This is a genomic window from Actinoplanes regularis (assembly GCF_900188005.1).
GTDB lineage: Bacteria > Actinomycetota > Actinomycetes > Mycobacteriales > Micromonosporaceae > Actinoplanes > Actinoplanes regularis.
Window position 1 is genome coordinate 69,056 of sequence record NZ_FZNR01000009.1, and the last position, 18,851, is coordinate 87,906.

General features: G+C 71.2%; 16 protein-coding genes, 1 tRNA gene and 1 pseudogene. 7 read left to right on the forward strand and 11 right to left on the reverse strand.

The genetic code is table 11. The features are described from left to right. Nucleotides 1–21 precede the first annotated feature (21 nt). Entirely contained in the window at nucleotides 22–159 is a 138-nt protein-coding gene (locus CHC09_RS46505) for a hypothetical protein (RefSeq protein WP_179277243.1), read from the forward strand. 61 nt (nucleotides 160–220) lie between these two features. Here the strand turns inward: CHC09_RS46505 and CHC09_RS23455 are convergent, their stop codons facing one another. Further along, complete coding sequence (locus tag CHC09_RS23455; RefSeq protein ID WP_089295338.1) at nucleotides 221–874, reverse strand: TIGR03086 family metal-binding protein; 654 nt, start codon at nucleotides 872–874, stop codon at nucleotides 221–223. Between the two features lie 234 nt (nucleotides 875–1,108). After that, complete coding sequence (locus CHC09_RS23460; protein WP_239138467.1) at nucleotides 1,109–3,016, reverse strand: cobyrinic acid a,c-diamide synthase CobB; 1,908 nt, start codon at nucleotides 3,014–3,016, stop codon at nucleotides 1,109–1,111. Nucleotides 3,017–3,153: 137 nt separating this feature from the next. On the opposite strand from CHC09_RS23460, the pseudogene CHC09_RS23465 reads away from it, so the two are divergent. Beyond that, a pseudogene (locus tag CHC09_RS23465) lies at nucleotides 3,154–3,975 on the forward strand (SURF1 family cytochrome oxidase biogenesis protein); the annotation flags it as partial. Nucleotides 3,976–4,549: 574 nt separating this feature from the next. Next, a complete protein-coding gene (locus CHC09_RS47755) occupies nucleotides 4,550–4,894 on the forward strand; it encodes a hypothetical protein (protein WP_239138468.1) in 345 nt (114 codons plus the stop codon). A gap of 391 nt (nucleotides 4,895–5,285) precedes the next feature. Here CHC09_RS47755 and CHC09_RS23475 read toward each other — a convergent pair whose 3' ends face one another. The 9 genes from CHC09_RS23475 to CHC09_RS23515 form a co-directional block, all read right to left on the reverse strand. Continuing rightward, entirely contained in the window at nucleotides 5,286–6,824 is a 1,539-nt protein-coding gene (locus tag CHC09_RS23475) for an ATP-dependent DNA ligase (protein WP_179277244.1), read from the reverse strand. A 182-nt stretch (nucleotides 6,825–7,006) separates the two neighbouring features. Then, complete coding sequence (locus CHC09_RS23480) at nucleotides 7,007–7,204, reverse strand: hypothetical protein (protein ID WP_239138484.1); 198 nt, start codon at nucleotides 7,202–7,204, stop codon at nucleotides 7,007–7,009. Nucleotides 7,205–7,419: 215 nt separating this feature from the next. Then, nucleotides 7,420–8,898 (reverse strand): FAD-dependent monooxygenase, encoded by a 1,479-nt coding sequence (locus CHC09_RS23485; protein WP_089295342.1) that lies wholly within the window; start codon nucleotides 8,896–8,898, stop codon nucleotides 7,420–7,422. A gap of 18 nt (nucleotides 8,899–8,916) precedes the next feature. After that, nucleotides 8,917–10,263 (reverse strand): dipeptidase, encoded by a 1,347-nt coding sequence (locus tag CHC09_RS23490; RefSeq protein WP_373871947.1) that lies wholly within the window; start codon nucleotides 10,261–10,263, stop codon nucleotides 8,917–8,919. 19 nt (nucleotides 10,264–10,282) lie between these two features. After that, on the reverse strand, nucleotides 10,283–11,362 hold the full coding sequence (locus CHC09_RS23495; protein ID WP_089295344.1) for a M48 family metallopeptidase: 1,080 nt from the start codon (nucleotides 11,360–11,362) through the stop codon (nucleotides 10,283–10,285). Between the two features lie 101 nt (nucleotides 11,363–11,463). Next, on the reverse strand, nucleotides 11,464–12,990 hold the full coding sequence (locus CHC09_RS23500; protein WP_089295345.1) for a cobyric acid synthase: 1,527 nt from the start codon (nucleotides 12,988–12,990) through the stop codon (nucleotides 11,464–11,466). After that, nucleotides 12,987–13,970, reverse strand: a complete 984-nt coding sequence (locus tag CHC09_RS23505) for a cobalamin biosynthesis protein (protein WP_089295346.1) — start codon at nucleotides 13,968–13,970, stop codon at nucleotides 12,987–12,989. The genes CHC09_RS23500 and CHC09_RS23505 overlap by 4 nt, the downstream gene beginning before the upstream one ends. Before the next feature lie 25 nt (nucleotides 13,971–13,995). Next, nucleotides 13,996–14,454, reverse strand: a complete 459-nt coding sequence (locus CHC09_RS23510) for a hypothetical protein (RefSeq protein ID WP_089295347.1) — start codon at nucleotides 14,452–14,454, stop codon at nucleotides 13,996–13,998. Nucleotides 14,455–14,712: 258 nt separating this feature from the next. Further along, the gene (locus CHC09_RS23515; protein ID WP_089295348.1) at nucleotides 14,713–15,324 is read right to left on the reverse strand and encodes a single-stranded DNA-binding protein; all 612 of its coding nucleotides are present in this window, start codon (nucleotides 15,322–15,324) and stop codon (nucleotides 14,713–14,715) included. A gap of 185 nt (nucleotides 15,325–15,509) precedes the next feature. Here CHC09_RS23515 and CHC09_RS23520 point away from each other — a divergent pair, with 185 nt between their 5' ends. The 4 genes from CHC09_RS23520 (at nucleotide 15,510) to CHC09_RS23535 (ending at nucleotide 18,848) form a co-directional block, all read left to right on the forward strand. Further along, nucleotides 15,510–16,589 carry an alpha/beta hydrolase gene (locus tag CHC09_RS23520; RefSeq protein WP_089295349.1) on the forward strand — a complete coding sequence of 360 codons (1,080 nt, stop codon included), beginning with the start codon at nucleotides 15,510–15,512 and terminating at the stop codon, nucleotides 16,587–16,589. A gap of 13 nt (nucleotides 16,590–16,602) precedes the next feature. Further along, nucleotides 16,603–16,675: transfer RNA gene (locus CHC09_RS23525), tRNA-Arg, on the forward strand. 80 nt (nucleotides 16,676–16,755) lie between these two features. Further along, entirely contained in the window at nucleotides 16,756–18,318 is a 1,563-nt protein-coding gene (locus CHC09_RS23530; RefSeq protein ID WP_089295350.1) for a tyrosine-type recombinase/integrase, read from the forward strand. Between the two features lie 35 nt (nucleotides 18,319–18,353). Then, on the forward strand, nucleotides 18,354–18,848 hold the full coding sequence (locus CHC09_RS23535) for a nucleoside-diphosphate kinase (protein WP_089295351.1): 495 nt from the start codon (nucleotides 18,354–18,356) through the stop codon (nucleotides 18,846–18,848). The last annotated feature ends 3 nt before the right edge of the window (nucleotides 18,849–18,851 follow it).

The following is an 18,851-nucleotide window of genomic DNA, read 5'->3' on the forward strand; positions in this document are numbered from 1 at the left end:
GAACGAAGAACGTGACCGAAGGTGGTGCTACAGCCGGTCGCCGGTGGTCCCGCCCGCGAGCTCGGCATCGGTGCGACCGGCCTGGCGTTCGCACCCGATGGCCGAAGCGTCCTCGTCACGACGTTGTTCGGTGGTTTCCACCGCTTCAAGGTCGGATGAGGCGGACCGTCCGCCGGTAGCCCGCGCAGCAGACTCGCGGCGCTGTCGTGTCCGAACCTGATCAGGCAGAGCGGGCGGCGGGCGGGTGCTCGCGGTGCAGGCGAGCCGACGGGACGTCGCGGATGCGGGGTGGTCGCCAGGCGGGGTCGCGGCCGGCCAGACCGAGCGCCCGGGGCAGAGCCTCCTCCTCCGGGTCGATCGGCACGCGCGGGCCGAGAAGGCCCGGAGTGCCCTCGGGCGGGCCCGCCGAGAGGAACTCGATCAGGGTGGCCAGGACGCGCGGATCGGCGGCGAAGTCCTGGCCGGTGGCGCGGGCCAGGTCCCAGCCGTGCATGACCAGCTCGTTCGCCGCCACCGCGCCCAGCTCGCGGGCCGGCATGGTGATCCCGCCGGCCCGGGCCGCGCCCCGCCAGGCGGCCGGCTCCTGCCAGGCGGTGGCGAGCTCCTCCAGCAGAACCGGCAGACGGCTCCGCCAGTGCTGCGGCAGGTGGGCGGCGGACGGCTGCGGTGGCGCCCCGCCACCGGCTGTGTCGGCCCCCTTGCGCGCGGCCCGGGTGAACGCCTCGGCCAGGCTGATGAGGTGATCGAGAAGGGTCGCGACGGACCAGCCCGGGCAGGGGGTCGGAGCGGTCAGGTCTCGGTCGTCGACCCCTAGCAGCAGTGCCCTGAGCTGACGAACCGGCGGGTCCAGATCCAGCGGCAGACGAGCGGCCACGGTCGTCCTCCTTCGGTTGTCGTGCCCCCACGGTACGAGGGGGGTACGACGTTATCCGGACCTCGGAACGCCGTTTTGGCACGTTGGGCGGCTTCCGGCGGCCGTCGTGGCGCGGCCGCTCCGCGCCACCGGCCCGCCCTCCCCCGGCACCGCCGGCAACCCGGGACGCCGCGATCACCAGTCCCGCCGAATTCGGTCAGTCTCGGGAATGGACGGGGCACTCCGACAGGCAGGTCAGGACGGGATCGGGAGGTCCGAGGTCGGATGGATGTCCGAGACGTCCCCCGGGCCGTGCGACGGGCCGGGGTTGTGCGTCCCGTGGACCGGGCCGCTGTTGGGGGTGCCCGAGCCCGGCCGCGGAGAGATCGGACCGTTCGGAGAGAACACTCCGGGACCGTTCGACGGGGCCATCCCGGCGCCGGGGCCATTCGTCGGCGCCATACCGGGACCCTGGCCGTTTACCGGGGCCATACCGGAACCCGCAAGTGGCGCGCCCAGCACCGGGCCGGCCGCCGGGGGCATGCCGAACATCGGGCCGGCGGCCGCGGGCATGCCGTGCACCGGGCCGTGTGCGGGCGAACCGCCCTCCACGGAGCCGTCGAACGGGACCATCCCGGGGACCGGGCCGGTGGTCGGGGTCGGGTCGGACTCCGGGACCGGACCGTTGCCCGGCACGCCCACGGGGACCGGAACGGGACCGGACGGCCCGGGAATCCCCTGCGCCGGGCCGGGCACGCCCGACGGCGCCGGCTGAGCCGGCCCACCCGACATCTGCGGGACGGGCATCGGCGGGGTGAGGGTGGACGGCATCGAAGGACCGGCGACGGCGGCCGCGACCAGGCGCTTCGCGATCTCCGGGGCGGCGGCCCAGTGCAGGCCGAGCTGGGACGCGTGCACCTGGCGCCAGACGAAGCCCTCCGGGTTGCCGCCCGACCAGGTCCACGCGGGGGCGGTGCCGGCGCGCGGTGACACCACCGCCCGGTGCTGCTTGTAGCCGGTGATCCGGGCGCCGGCCGGGGCCAGCACCGAGCTGCCCGGCGCCGTCGCCTCGCGGTAACCGGCGACGGTCTGCTCCCCGGTGGCCCCGCTGATGTCCAGGACCCCGCACATCGGCCGGCCGTCCAGCTCGCGGCCCAGCCACGGCAGGGCCACTCCTTCGGCGATCACCGGCCAGCCGTCCCGGGCGAACCGCGCGACCTCGGCGCAGAGCCGGTGGTTGGCGGAGAGCTCCTCGGCGTACCCCTCGGGAAGGCCGGAACCCACGATCAACGCCCGCGTGCCGGGCGGCAGCGACTCGTCGCGGAGCGGGTCGACGATCACGACCTCGGCACCGGCGGCGGTCAGCAGTTCGGCGGTCTCGACGTATGTATAAGGGGCGCCCGGGCCACCGGCGAGCGCGACCACCACCCGGGACTCGACCGGCTCACCGGCCGCCTCGGACGGGGTCCAGAGCGGGCCCGGCAGCGGCGGCGCCGAGTTCGCCAGTGCCATCAGCCGGTCCAGGTCGAGCGCCTGGGCGACCGCCTCACCCAGCCGGCGCACCGCGCGACCGGCCTCGACCGTCCGGTGCGCGACCGGCACCAGGCCGTGCGCCCGCGACGGCAGCACGTTGGGCAGGTCACCGCGGCGCAGCGCGCCGAGCACCGGCATGCCGATGTCGTCCAGGGCGCTACGGAGCATCTGCTCGTGACGCGGCGAGGCCACCCGGTTCAGGATCACCCCGCCCAGGTGCACCATCTCGTCGAACATCCGGAAACCGTGCACGAGCGCGGCGAGCGAATGACCCATCGCGGCCACATCCACGACCAGCGCCACCGGTGCGCGCAGCGCCGCGGCGACCGCGGCGGTGCCGTCGATCTCCGGCTGGCCGGTGAGGCTGTCGAACAGGCCCATCGCGCCCTCGATCACCGAGAGCTGCGCGCCGGACGCCCCGTGCCCGAACAGCGGTGCGACGCGCTGCGCGCCGACCAGCCGCGGGTCCAGGTTGCGACCGGGGCGGCCGGCGGCGAGCCCGAGGTACGCCGCGTCGGTGTGATCCGGACCGACCTTGAAGCCGGCCGTCGAGAGCCCCCGTGCCGCCATCGCCGCGAGCAGACCGACGGCTATCGCCGTCTTGCCGTGGCCGGATGACGGCGCGCTCACGACCAGACGAGGCTGGGCGGTGATCAATGTGTCCCCCGGTGGTTTCGCGGACCAGCGGTCACGTGGTAGAGGCTGCTGGAGTTCGCACAGTACCCGGCTGCGGCGGACGTCATCGCCTCGCCGGGTAGCCTCGGGGGGTGTACCGGTTCCTGCTGACTCCTCGCTGGCTGGCCGCGGCCGCCTTGGCCGTGATCGCCGCAGTGATCATGGTCATGCTCGGCAACTGGCAGCTCCGCAGGTACCACGAACGCACCGACATCAACAACCGGATCGACGCGGCGGACTCGGTGCAGGCGGTCCCGTTGACCTCGGTGCTCGGCCGGCCGACCGCGCAGGGCGTCCCCGGCGCGTCCCCAGGGAAGGCTCTGGCCTGGACAAAGGTCACCGTGACCGGGCACTACGACCCGACCGGTGAGATCCAGGCGCGGGGTCGCACGGTGGACGGTGAGGTGGGCTTCGAGATCCTCACGCCACTGATGCTCGCCGATGGCACCGCGGTGCTGATCGATCGCGGCTGGGTTCCGTCGCCGGTCGGCGGGGCGGGCGCCGCGCCCCAGGTTCCGGCCGCGCCGAGCGGCGAGGTGACCGTTGTCGGACAGATTCACCTGTCGGAAAGCCGACCGGCCCCGATCGGGCGACGTGACGGCCGGTTGGACACCCGCCGGGTCAATCTGCCGAAGCTCGCCCACGAGCTGCCGTTTCCGGTGTACGGAGCGTACGTGCTCGTCACCGACCAGACACCGGCCAACGATCCGGCGTTCGCCCGGGTGCCGATCGGTCACGAGGACGCCTGGCAGAACGGGGGCTATGCCGTTCAGTGGTGGCTGTTCTCGGTGATGCCTCTGCTGCTCTTCGGCTACCAGGCCCGCCGGGAGGCGCAGGGCGCGAACGTGCCCGCCGGTGAGCGGCAGGCCCCGACCCGCCCCGTCGACAAGCCGCGGGACCGGGTCGAAGAAGCGGACCGCCGCCTCGCGGCTGAACACCAGACCCCGGCCGACAAGCCCCGAGACCGGGTCGAAGAAGCGGACCGCCGCCTCGCGGCTGAACACCAGACCCCGGCCGACAAGCCCCGAGACCGGGTCGAAGAAGCGGACCGCCGCCTCGCGGCTGAACACCAGACCCCGGCCGACAAGCCCCGAGACCGGGTCGAAGAAGCGGACCGCCGCCTCGCGGCTGAGCGCCGGGCCGCGACCCGTCCGGCTGACAAACCCCGAGACCGGGTCGAGGAAGCGGACCGCCGCCTCGCGGCGCAGAACGGCGCGGATTAATGTCCGGGGTATGACCTTCCCGCCGGACGACCCCTGGGGCGCCCCCTCGCCGGCCCCGGCCGGCCCGCCACCGGTCTTTCCCGCACCTACCGGGCAGTCGCCGATCATCCCCGCACCTCCCGCCGGGCCGTCACCGGTCTTTCCAGCGCCTCCCGCTGAGCAGTCACCGGTCTTTCCAGCGCCTCCGGCCGGGCAGTCACCGGCTTTTTCCTCGACCACCGCCGGGCTGCCGTCGCAGGCTGGGCCGCCTGCGGAGTCCGGGCCGGTGATCGTGCAGATCGGCGAGATGGAGATCACCTCGTCGCTGATCCGCACCCCGGCCGGTGACTTCCCGCTGGCCGGTTCGCGCTGGCAGGTCAACGAGTTCTGGGTGCCGCAGCGCCGCACTCCACTCTGGGCCAAGATCGTCGGCGTCGCCGGAATCTGCCTCACCGCCGGTCTCAGCCTGCTGCTTCTGCTGGTCAAGGCGTCCATACCGCAGGGCACCGTCACCGTCACCGTGACCAGCGGCCCGCAGCAGTACGTCGCCCGCATCGCGGTGCACGACGAGAACGACGTGATCAACATCAACCAGCAGGTCAATTACGTCCGCAGCCTCGCCGCTCTCTGACCCTCTTCCCAGCGGGACGCCACTCAAACTCCGCCCGCCGAAACGCTGCCCAACCGCACGGACCCGCCCGGGGGCCCGGCTCACACCCCGCTTCCCAGGACACTGCCCAACCGCACCGGCCCGCGCTGGGCCCGACTCACACTCCGTCCCCGGCGAACGCTGCCCGACACACCGGCCGCCCGCGCAGGACCCGGCTCACACTCCCCCTACCGGGACACTGCCCAACCGCACCGGCCCGCGCTGGGCCCGACTCACACTCCGTCTCTGACGAACGCTGCCCGACACACCGGCCGCCCGCGCTGGGCCCGGATCACATTCCGCTGCCCGACCGCACCGGCCCGGGCCCGGCTCAGACTCCGCTGCCCGACCACCGGCCCACGCTAGGCCCGGCTCAGGCTCCGCTGGCCGGGGCGGTGCCGATCGCGCGGACGGCGTCGATGGTGTCCGCCTCCGCCGCCGGCTTGTCGTCCCGGTAGCGCAGCACGCGAGCGAACCGCAGGGCCACCCCGCCCGGATAGCGCGGCGACGTCTGCACCCCGTCGAAGGCGATCTCGACCACCTGCACCGGCCGCACCCGCACCACCCAGCCGTCGTCCTCCACGGCCAGTTCCTTGAACCGCTCGGTCTGCCAGCGCAGCAACTCGTCGGTGAGCCCCTTGAACGTCTTGCCGAGCATCACGAACCCACCGGTCTCCGGATCCCGGGCACCCAGGTGCAGGTTGGACAGCCAGCCCTTGCGCCGTCCGTGTCCCCACTCGACGGCCAGCACCACCAGATCCAGGGTGTGCCGGGGTTTCACCTTCACCCAGGCCGAACCGCGGCGACCCACGTCGTACGGCGCGTCAGGGGCTTTGACCACGACCCCCTCCTGCCCGGCGGCGAGGGCCGCGGCGAACACGGCGGCCGCCTGCGCCTCGGTCTCCACCGTCTCCCGCCCGACGAGCAGACCGGACGGCAACGTGTCGGCCAGTGCCGCCCAACGGACCCGGCCCGGCTCGTCCAGCAGATCCGTGCCGTCCAGATGCAGCAGATCGAAGAAGTACGGCATGAGGGCGACCGGATTCGACTTCCCGCGCGTGGCGGCACGACTGGACGTCTCCTGGAATGGGCGCGGCCGCCCCTGATCGTCGAGCGCCATCGCCTCGCCGTCGAGCACCACCTCGCGCACCGGCAACGCCCGGACTGCGGTCACCACCTCGGGCAGCCGCGCGGTGATGTCTTCGAGGCTGCGGGTGAAGACGGCCACCTCGTCACCGGAGCGGTGCACCTGGATCCGGATGCCGTCCAGCTTCGTGTCGACCACCGCGGGCGTGCCGGTGGCCAGCAGCGCGGCCCCCACGTCGGGGGCGCTCTGCGCGAGCATCGGGGTGAGCGGGGTGCCGACTCGCAGGTGGATCGCGGCGAGCGTGGGTGCGCCACCGGTCAACGCCGCGACGGCGACCTGCTTGAGATCTCCGGACAGGAGCAGCGCCCTGCGGACGGCGGTGACCGGCACCTGGGCGGCCACCGCGATCGCCTCGGCCAGCAGCCCGGCCTGCGCGCCCTGCCGCAACTCACCGCCGAACAGGCCGATCAGCAGCCGCTGCTCGTCGACGGTGGCCGCGCTGAACAACGCGCCGAGCAGCTCCCGGCGCCGGGCCTGTGAACCGGCGCCGGCGACCGTCGCGATCTCCGCGATCCGCGCGTCGACGCCGGCGACGGTCAGGCTCGGCTCGACGGCCGGAGCCGGGCGGTCGCGCAGGCTGGCATAGCCCACGCCGGTCTGGCGCTGCCGCAGCTCACCGGCGAGGTACGCGGAGCCGGCCGCGATCTCCTCCGGTTCGAGGCGGCGCAGTGCGTCGGCCAGCAGCTCGATCTTCGCCTTGCGACCGCCCGTCGCGGCGACCGCGGCCGAGGTCGCAGCAATGTCAAGAAACCGCACGAAACCCATCCTGGCAGCAGAACCCCGCTCACGGGGGTTCGAAGTCGATCGCAAAACCCCAGTGAGCGGGGCCCGACGTCGGTCCTGGGGTGAAGCAGGAGACCCTGCTCACCGGGGGCGAGGCTGATCCTCGTGTGAGACAGCGGAACACCTGCTCACCGGGGTTCGAAGCTGGTCCTGGGGTGAGTCGGTTACGCCGCGCGGGGTTCGTCTATGCGGAAGCCCCTGGCGCGGACCGCGTCGGCGACGCGGGTGAGCTCGGCGTCGAGCCCGCACAACGCCCGGGACAGCTCATCCAGATGCTCGGTGAGGGTGGGATCGTCCCACCCGGAGACGTCAACGTCTCCCAGGGCCCGGACCGCGGCACGCAACCGCGCGATCGACTCGATCCGATCGCGAGTCCGAAGCCGATCCAGAGTGGCACGTGGCCCGGCGGGCTTGATCCGAGCCGCGCCGCCGGTCTGACCACCACTGAGTTGACCACCACCAGTTTGCCGTCCGCCCGCCTGACCTCCGCTGGTCGAAGCGCCGCCGGTTGGACCACCCCTGGCCGGAACCGCAGTTATCGAACGCATGTTCGAATCCTAACAGGACTGATCGCCGATCACATCGCCATCGCGTGTCGGAACTTCACGTCCGCCTCGGCCGGCTGGGCACGCGCCGCGACAAAACCGTCCGGGCGGATCAGGTAGAAGAGGCCGGGTTGGAGGGCGGTCGCCGGCGCCGCCGGGAAGACGTGCACCGGCAGGCCCAGATCCGGCGCCTCGGTGCCCTCCACCCCGCCGTACCCGTGAATCTGCCAATCGGCGGTGCGCAGCACCGTGAAATTGCCACCTGTCCAGGGCAGGCGGCGGCCGATCACCGGGTCGCGCCCGCCGGACGCGGTGCTCGCCTCCGGCCCGACCGGGTAGTGGATGCGCACCTGCGACACGTACTGGAACAACCGTGACCCGCCCGAGGCGCGCGGCAGGACCCGCACCGCCACCGGTGCGATCAGCGGGATCAGCGCGGTCCGCAACGCCCGGGCCATCGGGCGGTCCGAGGTGATCGCCTGGAACAGCCGGTCGGTGGTGGCGACCAGCTTCCTGGCGACCGGGCGACGCTCCGCCTCGTACCGGTCGAGCCAGTTGTCCCGGCGCCGCCCCTGGAGCACGTCGGCCAGCTTGAACGCGAGATTGTGCGCGTCCTGCAGGCCGGTGTTCATGCCCTGCCCGCCGACCGGCGAATGCACGTGGCCGGCGTCGCCGGCCAGGAAGAACGGCCCATCGCGGAAGGCCGCGGCGATCCGGTGGTGCACTCGGTACGTCGCGAACCAGCGCGCCTCCGTGTAGGTCACCGCGAAGCGCTCACGCAGCCGTGCCCGGGCGTCCTCCTCGTCCGGCGTTCCGCCCCAGTCCTCGTCCCGGACGACGCCGATCAGTCGCCAGTTCCCCCGCCCCGACATGGGGAAGGCCAGCAGGAAGTCCCGCCCGCCCGGCCGCACGTTGACCGCATCGATCGCCAGGCCGGTCGCGGCGACCGCGTCCAGCACGTAGAACCGGTGCGCGTTGGTGGTGCCCTCGAAGGCGATCCGGCGTGCCTTGCGAACCGCCGAGTTCGCGCCGTCGCAGCCGACGCAGAACCGGGCGCGCACGGTGTGATTGCCGACCTTGGCCTCGATCCCCTCCTCGACCTGGGTGACCGCGGTGACCGGAGTCTCCCAGATCACGTCCCCGCCGAGTTTCCGCAGGTTGTCGTAGAGGATCTCCTCGTTGCGGCTCTGCTCCAGAACTTCGATGAACGGATACGGCGTGACGTCCCGGCCGAGCGCCCCCAGCGGAACCCGGCCGAAGACCCGGGCCCCGCTGCCGGGCGAGAGCGCCTCCGCCCGGTGGGCCGCCTCCAGCACCTGGTCGCCGATGCCGAGCTGATCGTAGATTTCCAGGCTGCGTGCCTGCACCACGAGGGCCCGGGACTCCCGCGTGGGACCGTCCTTGCCGTCCACCACGAGGACCTGCACCCCGAGCCGGGTCAGCCAGTTGGCGAGCATCAGCCCGGTCGGGCCGGCACCCACCACGAGGACCTCACACGACAGCTCGGCCATCAGCGACTCCGTCCTACTTCACTTCGTCAGGGTCTCCGCGACGTTCTTGAGCAGCAGCACCTCGGCCAGACAAACCCGCTCGAACTCCCCCAGGTGCAGGCTCTCGTTCGGGCCGTGCGCCGCGGAGTGCGGGTCCTCCACCCCAGTGACCAGGATCGTCGCACCCGGGAACAGCTCCTGGAAGGTCGCGATGAACGGAATCGAGCCGCCGACCCCCATGTCCACCGGCTCGACGCCGTCCCAGGCGGAGCGGAACGCCGCACGGGCGGCCTCGAAACCGGGCCCGGTCGCGTCGATCACGCACGGGTCGCCGTCGCTCTCCAGGGTCACCTCGACGGCCGCACCCCACGGGACGTTCTTCTCCAGGTGGCTCTTGACCGCGGCGTACACCGACTTGGGGTCGTCGCCCGGCGCGACGCGCACGCTGATCTTCGCCTTCGCCGACGCCTGCAGCGCGTTGGCCGCTTCCAGCGTGCGCGGCGCGTCGATGCCGAGCACCGAGATGGACGGCTTGGTCCAGATCCGGTCGGTGATGGTCCCCCGGCCGATCAGGCCGACCCCGTCGAGCAGCCCGGACTCGTGGCGGAACCTGTCCTCCGGGTAGTCGACGCTGGCGCCCTCACGCCCGACCAGGCCGCCGACCGCGACCTCGCCGTCGTCGTCGTGCAGCGTGCTCAGCAGCCGGGACAGGGTCATCAGCGCGTCCGGGACGGCACCGCCGAACATGCCGCTGTGCACGGCACCCTTCAGCACCTTGACCTCGACGAACAGGTTGACCAGGCCGCGCAGCGAGGTGGTCAGCGCGGGTCGGCCGATGTCCCAGTTACCGGAGTCGGCGATCACGATCACGTCGGAACGCAGCTCGTCCAGGTGGGCCTGGATGATCGCGTCGAGGGAGTCCGAACCGTACTCCTCCTCGCCCTCGACGAAGACGACCACGCCGACCGGAAGCTGGTCCCCGAAGGCGCGCAGCGCGGCCACGTGGGCCATCACCCCCGCCTTGTCGTCGGCGGCGCCCCGGCCGTAAAGACGGCCGTCCCGCTCGACCGGCTCGAACGGGTCGCTCGCCCAGAGCGCGGGGTCACCGGCCGGCTGTACGTCGTGGTGCGCGTAGAGCAGCACCGTCGGGGCCCCGGGCGGGGCGGGTTTCCGGCCGATCACCGCGGGTTGACCGCCGTGCCGCACGATCTGCGTGTCGAGGCCGCAGCCCCGCAGCAGCTCTGCGACCGCCTCGGCGGAGCGCTCCACGTGCGAATGGTCGAAACCCTCGAAAGCGATGCCCGGGATCCGCACCAACCGTTCGAGGTCGGCGCGGACACCGGGCATCTCCTGCGCGATTTTGGCGCGCAGCTCGGATTCAGTCAGGCTCATTCGCCGATCGTAATCAGCCCGCTTCGCTGTCGCCGCCGTTGCCGTCCCCACGGCCGCGCCGGCGTGCGTCGCTGGCCCAGTTCATCGCCCGGCCGGCAGCCGAACCGGCCATGTCCGCCGCGCCGTCGCCGACCCGGCGCAGCAGCCCGACCAGCGGATCCTGCGAGTTGGCGAAATCCTCCCGGTACGACTTCGCCGCCGCTTTGACGTCCTCGGTGACCGACGAGTCGCCGTCCGAGTCGCGGCGCGGGTAGTCGCCGCCGAGAATCTGCGCATACGCCCCGGAATCAACCCACTTGCGCAGCTCAGCGGCGCGGGCGACCGGGAACGGGTGAGTACTCCACGCGGTCATCCCGAGCTTGTGGATGCTGTCCCGGATGTCGCCGCCGCCCTCGTACTCCGCGGCCTGCTCCAGGAACGCGGTGGTGTCGATCTGCGACAGGTCGCCGCCGCCGGCGAGTTTCATCAGCAGTCGCAGCGAGGCGGCCGGGTCCTGCCCGGCGAGCAGGCCGGCCCGGTCGGCGGAGAGCTCCGCCTTGCGCCACCACTCCAGCATCCCCGCGATGATCGCCCGCAGCGCGATCGCACCGACCGGGATCCAGCTGATGTTCGCCGCCCAGCTGGTCAGGATCATCATGATGGTCTTGTAGACGGCGTGACCGCTGCGCACGTGCCCCAGCTCGTGCCCGAGCACGGCCCGCAGCTCGTCGTCGTCGAGCTTCTCCACCGCTCCCGTGGTGATCACGATGAACGGCCGGTCCAGCCCGATCGCCGAGCCGTTGATGATCGGCGACTGGGTCACATACAGCTCGGGCAGCTCGGCGATGTCCAGCGTGCTGGCCGCCTCGGTGTAGCGCTGGTAGACCCGCGGGTACTGCCGGTGGTCGACCCGGATCGAGCCGGCCAGGTAGCTCAACCGGAAGCCGCGCTCGTTCCACATCCCGAAGAACGTCTTCACCACGTCGTCGAAGCCGCGTAGCTCCCGCAACGCGGACAGCGCGCCCCGGTCGGCCGGGTGCTCCCAGGCCCGTGAGCTGATCCCGGTCAGCGTCACACGGCGGCGTACCGGTCGGCTCTCCTCGTCGGTCGTCATGGATCCCACCCCGTCCCTCGTGGCGCTCTCGGCCGCGCGGCGGTAGCCGCGCCGGACCCAACGTACGCCCGGAGCGCAACGCTGTCGTCAGGGTCTGTCCCCTACGGGGCGCCCGGCGGAACAAACGGCAATCCTGGTCGCGGGCCCTCCTCCAGCAGCCGCCAGAGCGCGGCGGTGTCCAGGTGCTCGGCCACCAGATCGCCGAGCACGTCCAGGGCGCGCTCACGGATCGCGGTGTACCGGGTGTCCGGGGCCACTGTGAACCCGTGCCGCCCCGCCTGCACGGCGGCCGCGCTCAGGAACCGGCGACGGAACTCGTCGGACTCGAACGCCCCGTGCCAGTGGGTGCCGTAGACGTTCCCCGCCACGGCGCCCTCGGGCCGCCCGTCGGCATGACGCAGCAGTGGCTCGACGTCCCCGGACGAGACCTGGCCATGGTGGATCTCATAGCCGTGTACCGGGGCGCCCAGCCCGTCGCCCGCGCTGTGCGCAAGGGTCTTACGGGCGGCGAAGGTGATACCGACCGGCAGCAGTCCGAGGCCCGGCACGACACCCTGGCCGCTCTCGACCTCGTCGTGGATCGACTGGGCCAGCATCTGGAAGCCGCCGCAGACGCCGACCAGCGGCTTTCCGGCCGCGGCGTGCGCGTGGACCGCGTCGGCCAGCCCGGTCTCCCGCAGCCAGGCCAGGTCACTGACGGTCGCTTTGGAGCCGGGCAGCATGACCAGGTCGGCGTCGGCGACATCGCCGGGTTCGACGGTGAGGCACACCCGTACGCCCGGCTCGGCGGCGAGCGCCTCGGCGTCGGTGGCGTTGGAGATCCGCGGCAGGCGGACGACCGCGACCCGCAGCCACTCGCGGCCGAGCGGCGGGCCGGGCCGGCCGAGCGTGGTCCCGTACGCCAGGGAGTCCTCGGCATCCAGCCAGACGTCCCGGTGAAAGGGCAACACGCCGTGCACCGGGCGCCCGGTGGCCGCGGTGATCATGTCGTTGCCCGGCTGAAGCAGGCCCAGATCACCCCGGAACTTATTGATCACGAAGCCGGCGACCAGCGCCTGGTCCTCGGCGCAGAGCAGGGCCAGGGTGCCGAAGAAGGCCGCGAAGACGCCGCCCCGGTCGATGTCGCCGACCACGATCGTGGGCAGGCCGAAGCGGCGGGCCAGGCCCATGTTCACGAAGTCGCCCTCGCGCAGGTTGATCTCGGCGGGGCTGCCGGCGCCCTCGCAGATCACGGCGTCGTACTCGGCGCGCAGGTCGGTCAGGGCGGCGTACGCGACCTCGGCCAGCTTGGGCCGCAGCAACCGGTAGTTGCCGGCGGTCACCGTGTCCACCGCCTCGCCCAGCAGCACCACCTGGCTGGAACGGTCGCTGCCCGGTTTGAGCAGCACCGGGTTGAACCGCAGGTCGGGAGCGATACCGCAGGCTTCGGCCTGCATCGCCTGGGCACGGCCGATCTCGCCGCCACGGCCGTCCGGGCCGACCACGACGACCGAGTTGTTGGACATGTTCTGCGCCTTGAACGGCGCGACGCGCACGCCGTTGCGGTGCAGCCAGCGGCAGATTCCGGCGGTGAGAACACTTTTACCGGCGTCCGATGTGGTGCCCGCGACGAGCAGGCCCCCACTCATCGCGCGGCGCTCCCGCCACGACGCAACGCCGCGGCCAGCCCGCACCGGACCACCGCGCCACCCGCCGCCAGCAGCACAGCCGCGGCGCCGACCACCCCGGAGAGCCGGGCCGCCCGCCGCAGATGCACCGCGGACGGCCGCGGCCCGTCCCCGAGGAACGGCCGCGTCTCACTGCGTCCGAAATAGACGTTGCGACCGCCGAGCCGCACGCCGAGCGCCCCCGCCATCGCCGACTCGCACTGCCCGGCGTTCGGCGACGGATGATCGGCCCGGTCGCGCCGCCACACCCGCAGCGTCTCCCGTGGCGATCCCCCGGCGACCGGCGCGACCGCGATCGTGAGCAGCCCGGTCAGCCGCGACGGCACCAGGTTGAGCAGGTCGTCGAGCCGGGCCGAGACGGTGCCGAACCGCTCGTAGCGCGCCGACCGGTGCCCGACCATGGCGTCCAGCGTGTTCGCCGCGCGGTAGCCCAGCAGACCTGCCGGGCCCAGCGCCGCGCCCCACAGCAGCGGGGCGACGACCGCGTCCGAAGTGTTCTCGGCGACCGACTCGACGGTCGCCCGGGCCAGCTCCGGTTCGTCGAGTGCGGACGGGTCCCGGCCACAGAGGTGGTTGAGCCGGCCGCGGGCGGCCGGGAGGTCGCCGGCTTGCAGGTGCCGGGCCATCTCCCGGGACTCCTTGCGGAGGGTACGGCCGCCCAGCACGGTCCAGGTGGCAGCCGTGGTGAGCGCGAACCGGGCGACCGGGACGCGCCGGGTGGCCCGCCCGGCGGCCAGCCCGGCAAGCACCGGCACGCCCACCGCGACCGCTGTGAACAGGGCGCCCGCCCCGCGCCGGGGGCGATAGACCCGGCGCTCCAGGGCGGCCGCCGCCGTGCCGAACCCGGCGACCGGATGGAACCAGCGCGGATCCCCGATCGCGGCGTCCAGCAGATAGCCGGCGATCAGCCCGGCCGCGTCAGCGGTCCACCGGTGCGGCACCTGTCTCCTCTCCGACAACGGTTCGTCAGCGGCCGAACGGCGTGAGGTCGAAGGCCCAGACGGCCATCACCGACGGTTCGGTCTCGGGGTACGGCACGGGTTCCAGTGCACCCCACTGAATCGATCCGGGGGCGCGATCCTCCAAGAATTCGACCACGATGGCGCGCAGATCCTCGGTGACCTGGTAGGCGACCGGGAACACCAGATCACTCGGCTTCCGGGAGCCGGTCGAGCAACGCAACTGACCGGCGTCCAAGTCGTGCCAGACGTAGAACGTCGCGGTGCCCCGGTAGCCGGAGCCGGCCACCTGTTCTCGCAACGTGCTCGCGATCTCCTCGAATACGGCCACCACCTCGTCGGCGGTCATGCCGATCCGTTCGTGCAGCGGTGCTCCGAACCAGTTGGTGTTGGCGTGCTCGGCGTCCTGATCCTCCGGCGCGAGCACCAGCGTCTCGTCGGCGACAGCGCGGATGTCCTTCAGCATCACCTCCTCAGTCTGCCGGTTGGGGTTGTCTCGAGACCAATCGGGCCGCTCCGCCCCATGGGCGGTAGAAGCGGCACGATCGGCCCATCCCGATCGAGGGATTCGGGCTTCGGCACACCGCCGGCATGGACTTCGCTCCTTCGTCCGGCACCGGTGGCCCGGCCTCGGACCCCTATCCGGCCGGGCCACCGGGCGCCACCCGCCCCAGCCTGATCCGCAGGGAGGAATCGTCCGGGGCGGCGGCCATCCGGGAAGGTCTCAGGCGGCGACCGGCTCCCGCTTCGGCCGGCGGGCACGGCGCACCTCAGCGGTCACCGGGTCCGGCTCGACCGGCGGCTCCTCGGCCAGCCCGGCCACCACCTCGAGGAAGTCCGGCTCGGCCTCACCGGGCAGCAGCTCGGGCAGGCCGTCGCCGAACCCGATCGGTGCGTCGGTCATCGGATCGGCCGGCTCGCCGCCGATCATGGTCTCTGCCTCGGCGTCCTCGATCACGGTGGTGGCGGCCGCCCGGGTGCGGTAGAAGCGGGCCCGGCCGCGAGCCAGGTCGTGCCCGATCGCGTGCGCCTCCATCTCGTAGGAGACCCGCTGGTTTCCCTCCTCGTCCTGCCAGTCACGGGTGAACACCCGGCCGTACGCGATCACCGGGTCGCCGACCGTGATCGAGGAGGCGATGCCCTCGGCCAGCCGCCGCCAAGCGGAGACCCGGATCCGCAGGGTGTTGCCGTCCACCCAGCAACGGTTCTCCCGGTCGTAGCGGCGAGCCGTGGACGCGATCCGGAAGTTCGCCACGAGCTGATTGGATTCCCTGGTACGGCGCCACTCCGGCGCGGTCAGCACGTTGCCGACGACGGTGACGGTGGTGTCGAACACTGATCTCTCCTTGTCGTCGAAGACCGCGGCCGGGATGCCGGGCGCGGCGGACGAGACAGAGCCTGGCCCCGGCGACGCCGCGGCGCGCAGCCCGCTGTGGACGAGCCGGGAATGTGGACGACGGGGCCGGAGAGTGGCCGATCTGATATAGCGCTCCACCCCATACCCGTGGGTAACCTGTCGGGGTGGAGACCGACGTCCTGGGCTGGCCGTATGAGCGGCACACCATCGAGCTGGGTACCGACGACGAGGGCCCGGTCGTGGCCACCCTCGTCCGGAGGCGCGCGGAGAAACCGACCCGCCGGGCGGTGCTGCACGTCCACGGGTTCGTGGACTACTTCTTCCAGACCCACATGGCCGACTTCTTCGTCGAGCGTGGCTGGGATTTCTACGCCCTCGACCTGCGGAAGTACGGCCGCAGCCTGCTGCCGCACCAGACCCCCAACTTCACCCGCAGCCTCACCGACTACTACCCGGAGCTGGACGAGGCGGCCCGGATCATCCGCACCGAGGACGGGCATGACCAGTTGCTGGTCACCGGGCACTCCACCGGCGGCCTGATCACCTCGTTGTGGGCACATTCACGTCACGGGCAGGGCATCGTCGACGGACTGTTTTTGAACAGTCCGTTCTTCGAGTTCAACCTGCCGTGGGCGGTTCGCCGGCCGGCGCTCTCGCTGGCGATCGCGCTGACCGGACGTACGCCGTACCGGCAGATGCCGACCGCCGGGCTCGGCCTCTACGGGCAGAGCCTGCACCGGGACTACAAGGGTGAATGGTCCTATGACCTGTCCTGGAAGCCGATTCTCGGCTTCCCGGTCCGGATGGGATGGCTGGCGGCCATCCGGCGTGGCCAGCGCCGGCTCCAGGCCGGCCTCAACATCGACGCACCCGTGCTGGTCGCCTGCTCGGACCGGACATTCCGCGGCAAGGAGTGGCACGAGGACGTCCATCTGTCCGATTCTGTTCTCGATGTCGAACACATGGTCCGGTGGGCGCCCGGGCTCGGCCCGCGGGTGACGATCGCGCAGTTCAACGGCGGGAAGCACGACCTGACGCTCTCCGGCAAGGACGTGCGCGCCGAGGTCTTCCGTGAGGTGGGCCGATGGGTCGACGCCTACCTGCCGGCGCCCGGCACGCCTGAGATCGAGATCCCGCCGGCGCCGGAAGATCAGGGTAGCCGTGCCAGGGTGCTGGAGGCGGCCGAGGCGGCTGTCGAGAAGGCGGCCGACGAGGCGGACGACAAGTCCGGCACGACCGCTTAGTATGTGCTGGCCAGCGCTCGTAGCTCAGCGGATAGAGCAACGGACTTCTAATCCGTCGGTCGTAGGTTCGAATCCTACCGGGCGCGCGCAGTTCAAGGGCATGATCGCCGATCTCGGCTAATGCCGCGTGGTGCGGCCCATGGCACGAACGAGCTACGTTCGGGCCATGGGCGCTGCATCCCGAGCCACGGGCCGCCAACGTGGCCGCATCGAAACCCTTCCCAGCGGATCACTCAGGGTGAAGGTCTACGCCGGAACCGATCCGATCAGCGGTAAACGGAACGACCTGACCGAGACCATCCCGCCGGGCCCGGCCGCCAATCGCGAGGCACAGAAGGCGCTCACTCGGTTGCTGGGCCAACTCGACGAGCGGCGTAACCCGCGGACGCGTGCGACCGTAGGGCAGCTCATGGACCGATACTTCGAGGTGCTGGATGTCGGGGAGACCACCATCGGCACCTACGAGGGGTACCGCCGCAACCACATCGATCCACTGCTCGGTGACCTTCAGCTCGCCCGCCTCGATGGAGAGGTGCTCGATTCCTTTTACGCTGACTGCCGGAGGTGCCGGGCGCACTGCCGGCCGGGCCGTCGTGCGATCGACCACCGTACCGACCGCCCGCACAGCTGTGATGAACGCTGCGGCCCGCACCGGTGCCGCCCGCTGGCCGATTCTTCGATCAGCCAGATTCACGGCATCCTGAGTGGGGCACTCAAGAGGGCCGTCCGCTGGCGCTGGCTCGGGACCAACCCGCTGGAAGCCGCGCAGCGTCCGACTCCGGGACGCACCGACCCGCACCCGCCCAGCGCCGAGCAGGCGTCGGCGATTGCCACAGAGGCGTGGCATGACCTCCAGTGGGGGATGTTCGTGTGGCTCGCCCTCGTGACCGGCGCTCGCCGCGGGGAGCTGTGCGCTTTGGCCTGGGACCGCATCAACTTCGCCACCGGCGTAATTGCGATCCGGTCAAGCATTGCTCAACGCGGCAAGAAGACCTGGGAAAAGGACACCAAGACCCACCAGCAACGCAGGATCACCCTCGATGATCTGACGGTCGCTCTACTACGCGCCTTCCTGCGGCACTGCACCGAAAGCGCTGAAGGCGCCGGGTTAACCCTGCCCACTGACGCGCGAATCTTCTCACCCGTGCCGGACGGGTCCGAATGGCTGAAGCCGGATTCGGTAACCCAGCGGTACACGCGAATGTGTGCCCGGCTTGGATGGGATATGAACCTCCACGAACTGCGGCACTACTCCGCAACCGAACTCATCGCCGCCGGGGTCGACGTTCGAACCGTGGCCGGCAGACTCGGCCATAGCGGAGGTGGAACCACGACCTTGCGCGTTTACTCCGCCTGGGTGTCCGAGGCTGACCAACGTGCCTCCAGCTCACTGGCAGGCCGCATGCCTGTGCTTCCGATGGGCATCGAGACGGACGGCGAGATGAGCGCGATCGCCAAGCCGATCAGCGAGACATCAGCACCGTACCTACGGATCGCAGAGGACCTGCGTGCCGCGATCCGATGCGGGGCGCTCAAGCTCGGAGACCGTTTGCCGACCGTTGCCGAGTTGGCCAAGCGCTACCAGGTCGCCATCAGTACCGCGCATCGGGCTGTTGCCACGCTGACCGAAGCAGGGCTCATCGCCGTCTCGCGAGGTCGTCCCGCCACCGTGGCAGTCGAGCAACTTGAGCCCCGCCCGCACGAAGAGCCCGCCGGTACGGCAAGGTAGTGACAACAGGCCATATCGGGAAGGGACGAATCAACATGGCGACCGTGGAGAGAACTCTCGTGCTACTGAAGCCGGACGCCGTACAGCGTGGGCTCGCAGGCCGAATCATCCAGCGCATTGAGGACGCCGGACTAAAAATCGTCGGAACCAAGATGAAGCTGATGGACGCCGAGTTCACGAAGCGCCATTACTTCGACCTGGAAGAGCGGTTCGGCTTGTCGGTTTACGAGAAGACGGCATCTTTCATGCAGCAGGGCCCGGTATTGGCACTCGTGTTTGAAGGCGTGGAAGCCGCAAAGAACGTCCGCCGACTCGTTGGCGCAACGTTCCCCAACGAGGCACCCGCCGGTACGATCCGCGGCGACTTCGCTCACGTTTCCAAGGCTTACACCGACGCCGAGCATAAAGTCATTGCGAACTTGGTACACGCCTCGGGAAATTCCGAAGAAGCCAAGTACGAGGTCGATCTATGGTTCGACGCAACCGAGCTATTCGACTACGAGACGCTCGCCGAAAAATACACGTTCTGAGAG

Bases quoted from the DNA above. Each gene is read 5' to 3' on its own strand.
- CHC09_RS23475 (WP_179277244.1), bottom strand. From the start codon at position 6,824: ATGGGTTTCGTGCGGTTTCTTGACATTGCTGCGACCTCGGCCGCGGTC.
- CHC09_RS23485 (WP_089295342.1), bottom strand. From the start codon at position 8,898: ATGGCCGAGCTGTCGTGTGAGGTCCTCGTGGTGGGTGCCGGCCCGACC.
- CHC09_RS23495 (WP_089295344.1), bottom strand. From the start codon at position 11,362: ATGACGACCGACGAGGAGAGCCGACCGGTACGCCGCCGTGTGACGCTG.
- CHC09_RS23500 (WP_089295345.1), bottom strand. From the start codon at position 12,990: ATGAGTGGGGGCCTGCTCGTCGCGGGCACCACATCGGACGCCGGTAAA.
- CHC09_RS23510 (WP_089295347.1), bottom strand. From the start codon at position 14,454: ATGCTGAAGGACATCCGCGCTGTCGCCGACGAGACGCTGGTGCTCGCG.
- CHC09_RS23530 (WP_089295350.1), top strand. From the start codon at position 16,756: ATGGGCGCTGCATCCCGAGCCACGGGCCGCCAACGTGGCCGCATCGAA.
- CHC09_RS23535 (WP_089295351.1), top strand. From the start codon at position 18,354: ATGGCGACCGTGGAGAGAACTCTCGTGCTACTGAAGCCGGACGCCGTA.